Source organism: Sutterella sp. (assembly GCF_030539355.1).
GTDB lineage: Bacteria > Pseudomonadota > Gammaproteobacteria > Burkholderiales > Burkholderiaceae_F > Sutterella.
On record NZ_JAUNSF010000024.1, the window covers coordinates 19,305 to 28,784 of the forward strand.

The following is a 9,480-nucleotide window of genomic DNA, read 5'->3' on the forward strand; positions in this document are numbered from 1 at the left end:
GGGTCACGATTGATCGAAAACAGTAAATTGTCAAGCGCATCGCGCGGGAATGTCACGGCGCGGCGCATTACCGAAGGGCTTTGGAGGCTGTTTACCGGGTTTCCGTGACATCCCGGCCTCCGCCCAGGAGAAGTGACCGCTCACTCATCCGCGGTGCCTTCCGGAAGGGGCTTTCGAGGGCTCTCGCTCGCGATTGATCAAAAATAGACAAAAGCCGCGCAAAAGGCGTCACAGTGCAAAAGGCGGAAAAAATAGACTGATTTCAACGGGATGGATGAGCCAGCCCGATGAAGAGTCCAAAGGAGTCCGCCATGTCGATCCGTATCACCGCCGCCCTTTTTTCAATCACCGCGCTGCTCGCCGGGTCCGCATTCGCCGCTGAGCACGTGATCGAGCCCGCAGGCACGAAGCCCTCGGTCACGGGGTCCTCGAAGATCTTCACGGGCACGGTCCGCACGGACTCCGTCTCCCGCCCCGACGCCGACAGCCATTACTCGGCCACCTACGTCACTTTCGAACCGGGCGCCCGCACCTTCTGGCACACCCATCCGGCCGGCCAGCGTCTGATCGTCCTCCAGGGCCGCGGGCGCGTCGGCACCGACACCGAGGTGCGCGAGATCCGCCCGGGCGACGTCGTCTGGTGCCCGGCGGGCGTGCGCCACTGGCACGGCGCCTCGCCCGAGACCGCGATGACGCATCTCGCGCTCACGAACGTGAAGGACGGCAAGAACGTCGAGTGGCTCGAGGCCGTCTCCGACGCCGACTACGCGAAGGCCCCGGGCACGTACTGACCCGGTGCGCCGTCAAGGGTTCCTTGAAGAGGGAGAACGGAAATGGAGATGAGGTCGAGCAGCACTGTGAAGGGCGGCGTGCACTATCACCCGTTCGTGACGCCGGGCACGGAGGCCGAGGAGATTGTCTTCAGGCGCCTGCCGGACGGCACAACCGAGCGGCGCGTGCGCATCCCGACGCGCGGCCACTCGCTCGCGGCGCTTCTCTACGTCCCGGCCGCGGGGCCGAGGCGCGACGAGGGTCTTCCAACGGTCGTTGTCTCCCCGAACGGCGGCGGCGTGAAGGAGCAGGCGGCGGGCCTCTATGCAAGGCGCCTCGCGGCCCGGGGCTTCGTCACCGTCACCTTCGATCCCTCGCACCAGGGCGAGAGCGGCGGCGAGCCGAGGCTCGAGGAGAACCCCGATGACCGTGTCGAGGACATCTCCGCGGCTGTCGACTGGCTCACGCAGCTCGCCTGCGTTGACCCGGAGCGGATCGGTGCGCTCGGCATCTGCGCCGGGGGCGGCTACACGCTCCACGCCGCGCAGACCGACGTGAGAATCCGTGCCGCGGCGACCGTGAGCGCGGTGGACAGCGGCAGGACGCGCCGTGAGGGCATCGGGGGCGTGATGACGGATTTGTCCCGCGCCGAGGCGCTTGAGGCGGTGGCGAAGCAGCGCACCCTTGAGGCAGCCGGAGGCCCGGTGAAGTGGGTCCACTACGTCGCGGAGCCGGGCGAGGTGCCTGAGGACGCGCCGGCGCGGTCCCTCGCCCGTGAGGCGACCGAGTACTGCCGCATCCGCGGCGCGCACCCGAGGAGTCCGAACCTCTACCGCTTCACGAGCATCGCGCGGCTCTTCGCTTACACGGCCTTCGACCATCTCGACTGGATCTCGCCGCGGCCGGTGCTCCTCATTGCGGGCTCGGACGCCGACACGAGGTACCTCTCGGAGGACGCCTTCGCGATGGCGCGGGACCCGAAGGAGCTCTTCCTCGTCCAGGGCGCCTCCCACATCGATCTCTATGACCGGGATCCCTGCGTGGGCGAGGCCGTGGAGAAGCTCGCCGGATTCTTCCGCGAGGCCCTCGGGGGCACGGCGGAAGCGGTGAGGGACTCAGAGCGCTGAGACGCCCGCACCGGGAGATTTCTCAGGAAAAACAGTCAACAGCATGACCGCCAGATCCGGACGGATCCGGCGGCCGGGGGAGGCCGTCGCCCGAAATCCTTCAGGCCGGTCCTCCCGGAACAACAGAACAACCAGACACACAGGTGACCACCATGATGCAGCGACGCGACTTTCTCATTCGATCAGCCATCGCCGGCGCGGCGATCCAGACGGTTTCGAACATTCTCCCGGCCCGTGCCGCCGAGGCTTCCGTGCTCACCCGCGTGGGCACGACCGAACTCACGCATGCGACCGCCGACCCCGCGGCCCCGGCCGTTTACTTCTCGCCCGAGATCACGCCGGAGAAGCTCTCCGCCCTCTACGACCTCCTCGGCCGTCCCGCGACGGGCGGGGTCGGCGTCAAGATCGCGCTTGAGAGCCCGGGCGGTCCGCACCTCGATCCGGCGCTGATCGGCCCGCTCGTGCAGCGCCTGAATGGCACGTTCCTTGACACGCTCGGCTACTCGTCCTCGGCCGCGAACCCCGCGGCGCGCCTTGAGGTGGCCGAGGCCCACGGCTTCACGAAGGTCGCGCCCGTGGACATCATCGACGCGGAGGGCGACATGGATCTGCCGCTCACGGGCGGGCACCGCCTCACCCGCGCCATCACGGGAAAGCACTTCGCCAATTACGACTCGCTCGTCTCGATCGTGCGCTTCAAGGCGCACCACCTTCCGCGCTACGGCGGGACGATGAAGAACCTCTCGATCTGCATGGGGTCGCTCGCCGGCAAGGCGCTCATCCACAGCGCGGGCCGCATCACGAGCCACTACACGTCAACCCCCGCGCAGGAGACCGCCGAGGCGATGGCCGACGCCGTGAAGGCGGCGATGGACGCCCGCCCCGGGCGCTGGGTGTTCCTGCAGGTGCTCGACGCCTTCGAGCCCGACTGCGGGTGCGCGGGGACCAAGAACCTCGGGAACATCGGGCTTCTCGCCAGCACCGACCCGGTCGCCATCGACCGCGCTGCGGCGGACATCACCTACGGCGCGGCGGCGTCCGACTCCGAGCGCAGCGAGTGGGAGAGGATCCACAGCGTTTTCCTCCTCGACCTCGCCGAAAAGATCGGCGTCGGCAGCACCCGCTACCGCCTGATTTCCGCCTGACATCGCCCCCGGATCATCGGAACCGTTTCCTTCATCTGATTGAACAGACTTTCGCCTCCACAAAGGAGCTTCACCATGAAAAAACTTGCTCTCCTCTGCGCCATGACCATCGCCTTCGCCGGTGCCGCCGGCTCCGTCTCCGCCTCTGAAAACGATCTGACCTTCCCGCGCGATCCCGCGGTGACGCTCGAGAAGGTGAACTTCAAGGACCGCTACGACATCACGCTCGCGGGCCACCTCTACCTGCCGCAGGGCGTCACGGCCGGTACCGCGTCGAAGCATCCCGCGATCATCGTGGGCCACCCCTTCGGCGGTGTGAAGGAACAGACCGCGGGCCTCTATGCCCAGGAGCTCGCGAAGCGCGGCTTCGTCACGCTCGCCTTTGACCTCGCCTTCGGCGGCGAGTCGGGCGGCACGCCCCGCCAGACTGTGTCGCCTGAGATCTACGTGGACGACTTCAGCGCCGCGGTGGACTTCCTCGGGTCGCTCAAATTCGTTGACGCGGAGAGGATCGGCGTCCTCGGCATCTGCGGCAGCGGCGGCTTCGTCGTGAGCGCCGCGTCCTGGGATCCCCGCATGAAGGCCGTCGCGACGGTCAGCATGTACGATATGGGGCGCCAGCGCCGGCAGGGACTCGGCGACACGGTCTCCCGCGACCAGATGAGGAAGAACCTCGAGGCGATCTTCGCGCAGCGCACGAAGGAGTACGCGGGCGCCGAGCCTCTGGTGATCCCCGGCACGCCGAAGGTGCTCCCTGAGAACCCGAACCCGATCGCGAAGGAGTTCTTCGAGTACTACCGCACCGAGCGCGGCTCGCACCCGAACTACATCGGCGTGCGCAGAACGAGCGACGCGGCGCTCATGAACTTCTTCCCGTTCTCGCAGATCGACCTGATCTCGCCGCGCCCGGTGCTCTTCGTGGTCGGTGACCACGCGCACTCGCGCTACTTCTCCGAGGACGCCTACGAGAAGGCCGCCGAGCCGAAGGAACTCTACGTCGTGCCTGACGCGGGCCACGTGGATCTCTACGACCGCATGGACAGGATCCCGTTCGACAAGCTCGAGAAGTTCTTCCGCGACAACCTCGCGGCGAAGTGACCGGCGGGTTGATATCAAAGAGAAGGGAGCCTGGGCGATGTGCCGGGGCTCCCTTTTCCTCTCTCCGCCTCCCGTGTCCGGACCCGGGGCGGATCCGGGCGGGGAGGCGAAGGCCGTGGTGATCGATCAGAACCTGTAGCGGAAATTCGCCGTAATGGCGTAGTTGTCCGCGTTCTCGCTGCCCGTGTAGGAGACGCCCAGGCCCATGCCGAAGCGATCCTTCTCGGCGGTCACACCGAGCTTCGCGGAGTAGTTCCAGCGGTCGAGCACCTCGGTCGAGACCGTCGCCGAGTTCGTCACACCGGAGAACTTCACCGTCGTGTCGAGGTTCTCGTCGCCGAGGACCGGGATCACCGAGAGATCAAGCACGGGCTTGACCACAGTGCCGTCCGCGGCCTTCAGGGCCTTCGAGAACTGCACGCCCACCGGGATCTCGGCGTAGGCCTTCGTGACGGAGTCAGAATGCAGCATGGCGACGCCGGCCGAGGAGGCATCCGTGCCGTGGATCTTCATGAGGTTGAACCTCGCGCCGAAGTACGGGGCGATGTCGACGCAGTCGGTCTCGAACGTGTACCTGGCCTTCGCGCCGGCCGAGAAGATCCTCGATTTCGCATCGGCGACAAAGCGGCCGCCCGTGTTCTCCTGGGTCACGTCGCCGTCGACGTAGCCGAAGGACACGTCGCCCACGATCGCCCACTGACCGGCCAGGCGCCCGAAATAGCCCGTGACGCCGTAGTAGCTGTAGTCGGTCGAGGTCTTGTCGAGCGAACCTTCGCTGTCCACATCTCCCGTGCCGAGGTTCAAGGCAATGCCGAGGCGCGAGTTCTCGCCCGCGGCCCAGTCAACGCCGAGGGCCACGCCGTAGAACTGCGCATCCACGCCAGTCGTGAAGCGGCCCGCGCCAAAGCCGTCCGACTTGGTCTTCGAGTAGACGGGCGAGACCCAGGCCACGGTTGAGTCATCCGCAAAGGCGGCCGGAGCAGCCGGGGCCTGCGTATCCGTCATCGTGGTCGAGGCGTCCGCGAAGGCATTCGCCAGCGTGAAGGCCTGGGCCGGGCCGTTGAGCCTCACCACGGCGGGCGAGCCCGCGGCGGTGTTGAAGCCGAGACGGCTCTCGGTCATGCCCGTGATAAGTCCGACGGTCATGACGGACGCCTGGTAAGCACCCGACTGGGCGCCGATGCGTGCGACCGACTCGATCGCGCGGCCCGTGTCCTCGGAGGTGAGGGCGCCGGACGAGGAGCTCTCAAGGAGCCCCGCGATCCAGCCTGCGCCCGTGGCGTCCGAGGCCGAGGCGCCGCCGCCGTTCAGCTGAGCGCTGATGGCCGAGGCAAGGCTCGCCGACAGGTATTCCGTGAGCGACGCCGTGCCGGTGCCGGAGAGGCCGAAGGTGATCGTGCCGTCCGCATTGGAAGTCGCGGCGTAGAGCGTGTTCCCCGTGATGATCGACGAGAGGTCGGTCACCTGAAGCTCGCCCTCGGCGAGGTTGATCACGGTAGAGGAGTCGATCTTGCCGATGCCGGAGAGGTCGATCACGCCGCCCTCGGCCGCGATGTCGCTTGTGACCTTGATTGTGTAGGTGTTGTCGACAGCCGAGACGGCGCCGTCGCCCACGACGATCGCGCCGCCCGTGCCGACGGTGATGGTGTCGGCTTCGGAGCTTGTCACGGTGCCGACCGTGATGCCGGCGCCGGCGTCGAAGCTGTCCTCAATGTCGTCGAGATAGAGGGCGCTCGTGACGTCGGATCCGAGCGAGCTCTGGATATCCTCGAGCGTGGCCGCCCCGGAGCCCACGTAGACGATGCCGTTCCGGATGGTGGAGACCTCGGTCGAGCTTGTGAGCTCGAGCGAGGCGAAGGAGGCCGAGCCGCCCGCCACCGTGAGGTACCCGGCGCTTGTGCCCGAGGTGCTCGTGAAACTCGCGCCGTCAACGACCTGGAGCTTCTCCGCGATCTCGGCGGAGCTCGCATAGACGGCGGTGTCCGCGTCCTCGAGGACGATGTTGCCGCTGCCGCCGCTCGTCGAGTCAACCTTGATCTCGACGGCATTCTCTGCGGAGCCCACCGTTCCGGCGTCATGCACCCAGAGCGCGCCCGTCGTGAGGGCGGCGCTGCCGAGCGAGGCGCCGTTCACCGTGGTGAGTCCGGAGACCGTGGTCGTTCCCGTGGCGGAGTAGGTCGCATCCGAGGAGACGGTGAGAGTCTCGGCCGAGAGGTCGGCCGCATTGACCGACGAGCCCTCGCCCGAGACCGACGCGGCTCCGGTCACCGAGGTCGTGCCGCCGCCCGAGAACGAGCCGCCGCTGCTGACATTGAGATCATTGCCGACGCTCGTGGTTTCGGTCGACGTGAAGGATCCGCTGCCGTTCACCTTGAGATCGTTGCCGATCTCGGCCGAGCCGGCCTCAATGGTTCCGCTGCCCGTGACCGTGACGTCTCCGGAGGTCTTCGTCACGTCCGAGGAGACGTAGGCCGCGCTGCCGGAGACGGTGAGGTTCCCGGAGATGTCCGCCGACGAGACATTGATCGCGGTGCCCTCGTCATAGATCGAGACATTGCCGCTCGTGGTCTTGAGCGTGGACTTGCTTGTCGTCGAGCCGAGCTGGCCGCCGTCGTACATCCAGAGGTTCCCGGTCTCAAGATCGCCCGTGACGGTTGAGCCCGAGCCGTTGATGGTGGTGAGTCCGTCAACGTCCGTGGTGCCCGTGGCGGCGAGCGAGCCGCCGGCGCCGACATTGAGCTTGACGGTCGTGAGGTCGTTCGACGAGATCTGCGAGTCCGATCCGGTGACCGTCGTCGCTCCTGTAACCGCCGTGGTGCCCGTGGAGGTGAAGGCGCCGGAGTTCGACACCTCAAGCTCGCCGCCGATCGTGGCCGAATCAGCATTGACCGAGGAGCCCTCGCCCGTCACCTTGACGTCGGTGCCGGTCTTGAGCGACGGGCTGCTGCCCGAGTCTGCGGTCGCCGTGAAGGCCGCGCCCGCAGAGACTGTGAGCTTGTTCGTGATGTCAGCCTGGGTGACCGTCACCGAGGACCCGGAGCCGTCCACGACGACGTTGCCCGTCGATCCATTCGTGACCGTGAGTGAGCCGGCGGTTTCATTCCCGACCTTCGCACCGGCGGAGACCCAGAGGGCGCCTGTCTCGAGAGAACCTGTGTTGACGGTTGTGTTCTCACCCCGGATGGTCGAGAGCCCGGAGACGACGGTCTTGTCCGCCTCATAGGCCGCGCCGCTCTGAACGATCAGTTCCGTCTTGAGGTCGACGGAGGTGAAGTACGCGCTGGCGTTGGTGACGGAGAGGCCGCCCGACGTGGTTGTGAGCGAGCCGCTTGAGTCTTCGGAGCCGAAGGCGGCGCCGTCCGAGACCGCGACGCTTGCGGCGCTCATGCGGCCGGCGTCGACCGAGGAACCGGTGCCCTGCAGGGAAACGGAGCTGGTCACGGTCGTGAGGTCATCGGAGGTGTAGTCGCCGCCCTCGCTCACCGAGAGCGAACCGATGGTCGCTGATTTCGTGTCGATGCTCGCATCGGAGCGGGTGACGGTGACCGACTCGGCGGTGAAGGTGCCGTTCGACTTGAAGGCTGCGCCGTCCGTAACCTCAAGCGTCTTGGTCGAGAGCCCGCCGACGGTGAGCGTGGAGCCCGAGGACGAGACAGTCGTCTCGTCGGTCACGCTGGTGTTGCCGGCGGTGTCGTAGTCCGCGCCGTCAAGGACAAGCAGACTTCCGCCGATGGTCGCATTGTTGACCGTGAGGGAGGAGGTTAGGCCGGTTTCTTCATTTGTGCCGGTGACCTGCACGGTTCCGCTCGTCTTGATGGAGTCGGTGGTACCGGCGGTACCGTAGGTCGCGCCGTTCACGATGTCGAGCGTTCCGGTCTCGAGGTACCCGGAAGACATCTTGGAGGTCGGGCCGCTGACCGTCACGGACGTGAGGTCCTTGGTCTGGCCGGAGGACGCGTAGGAGCCGCCTGCAGTCACGGAGAGCGTCCCGGTGATCGTGGCCGATGCGGTAGTGATGCTTGAGCCCGTGCTGTTTGAATCCGCGCCGGTGACTGAGACGTTGACGGCAGTGAAAGTGCCCTTGGACTTAAAGGCCGCGCCGCCCGCGACGTCGAGCTTCTCGGTCGTCAGTTCTCCGACGGTGAGCGTGGAGCCTGCGGCCGAGACGGTGGTTGTTCCGCCCACGGTCGTGACGGACGAGGTGGTGAAGTCCGCGCCGTCATAGATGTTGAGGTTCCCGTCAATGTCGGCCGCGCGGATGCAGAGGGAGGAGGCTTTGCCGGATTCACTCGTGCCGGAGACGGTAACCGACTCGGTGGCCTTGATGCTCTCGGTCGAGCCCGTGCCGTAGGTGCCGCCGTTGTAGATCGCAAGGGTCTTGGTCTCGAGATACCCGGATGTCATCGTTGAGGACGGGCCGCTGACTGTCACCGAGGTGAGGCCCTTGGTGTCGCCGGAGGAGGCGTAAGAGCCGCCGTCGGTCACGGAGAGCGTCCCCGTGATCGTTGCCGATTTAGTGACGAGGCTTGAGCCCGTGCTGCCGGCGGCCCCTTTGACCTCAACGGATGAGGCCGTAAAGGTGCCGTTCGACTTGAAGGCCGCGCCGCCCGCGACGGTGAGCCCCTGGGTCGAAAGTTCGCCGACGGTGATCGTGGAGCCTTCGCCCGAGACGGTTGTGCTGCCGTTTGAAACGGTTGTTTTGGTGGCGGAGGTGTAGTCGGCTCCGTCATAGACCTCCAGGTTGCCCGAGGAGATCGTGGCCCGGGCGACCGTGATCGAAGAGGCAGTCTTCTGGTCATCAATGTTGATGCCAGAGACGTAGACGCCGTTCTCGGCGGTGAGGACAGTGCTCTCGGTGCCGAAGGCACCGCCGTTCACGACGCTCAGCTTGTCCTTGGCGGTGAATCTGCCGGCGGTGACTGTTGCGTCATTGACAATGGTCTCGCCCGAGACAGTGGTCAGATCGGTCGAGGTATAGCTCGCGCCGTAACGCACTTCAAGAGGGCCGTTCACCGTTGCCGATACGGTGGTGACGCTTGAGCCGCTTCCGTTATCGTCAACGCCAGTGACATAGAGTTCATTGACGACGAATGTGCCTCTCGAGGTGAAGGAGCCGCCGTACGCGACATCAAGCTTCTGGCCGTTCAACTGCCCCACGTTCATCGTGGAGCCCGAGCCCGTGACGGTCGTCGTCGTGTCAACAATCGTCTGGCCGCCGCCATAGAAATAACCGCCCTGCTTCACGAGGAGTTCATCGGTCGTCGTGAATTTCCTTCGAACCGGTACGTGAATTTTCCCCAGACCGGTACAGCGGCAATTTAGAAATTCATTGATATTGA

General features: G+C 66.1%; 5 protein-coding genes. 4 read left to right on the forward strand and 1 reads right to left on the reverse strand.

What is annotated here, in order from left to right; translation table 11 throughout:
* Positions 1-311: 311 nt before the first annotated feature.
* From Q4F91_RS05755 to Q4F91_RS05770, 4 genes are all read left to right on the forward strand, one after another.
* On the forward strand, positions 312-791 hold the full coding sequence (locus Q4F91_RS05755; RefSeq protein ID WP_303335525.1) for a cupin domain-containing protein: 480 nt from the start codon (positions 312-314) through the stop codon (positions 789-791).
* Between the two features lie 42 nt (positions 792-833).
* Positions 834-1,898: an alpha/beta hydrolase gene (locus Q4F91_RS05760; RefSeq protein ID WP_303335528.1), complete on the forward strand. Its 1,065-nt coding sequence runs from the start codon at positions 834-836 to the stop codon at positions 1,896-1,898.
* 152 nt (positions 1,899-2,050) lie between these two features.
* Complete coding sequence (locus Q4F91_RS05765) at positions 2,051-3,043, forward strand: DUF362 domain-containing protein (RefSeq protein WP_303335529.1); 993 nt, start codon at positions 2,051-2,053, stop codon at positions 3,041-3,043.
* Between the two features lie 75 nt (positions 3,044-3,118).
* On the forward strand, positions 3,119-4,141 hold the full coding sequence (locus Q4F91_RS05770) for an alpha/beta hydrolase (protein WP_303335532.1): 1,023 nt from the start codon (positions 3,119-3,121) through the stop codon (positions 4,139-4,141).
* Between the two features lie 126 nt (positions 4,142-4,267).
* Here Q4F91_RS05770 and Q4F91_RS05775 read toward each other — a convergent pair whose 3' ends face one another.
* Positions 4,268-9,385 (reverse strand): hypothetical protein, encoded by a 5,118-nt coding sequence (locus tag Q4F91_RS05775; protein WP_303335535.1) that lies wholly within the window; start codon positions 9,383-9,385, stop codon positions 4,268-4,270.
* Positions 9,386-9,480 lie beyond the last annotated feature (95 nt).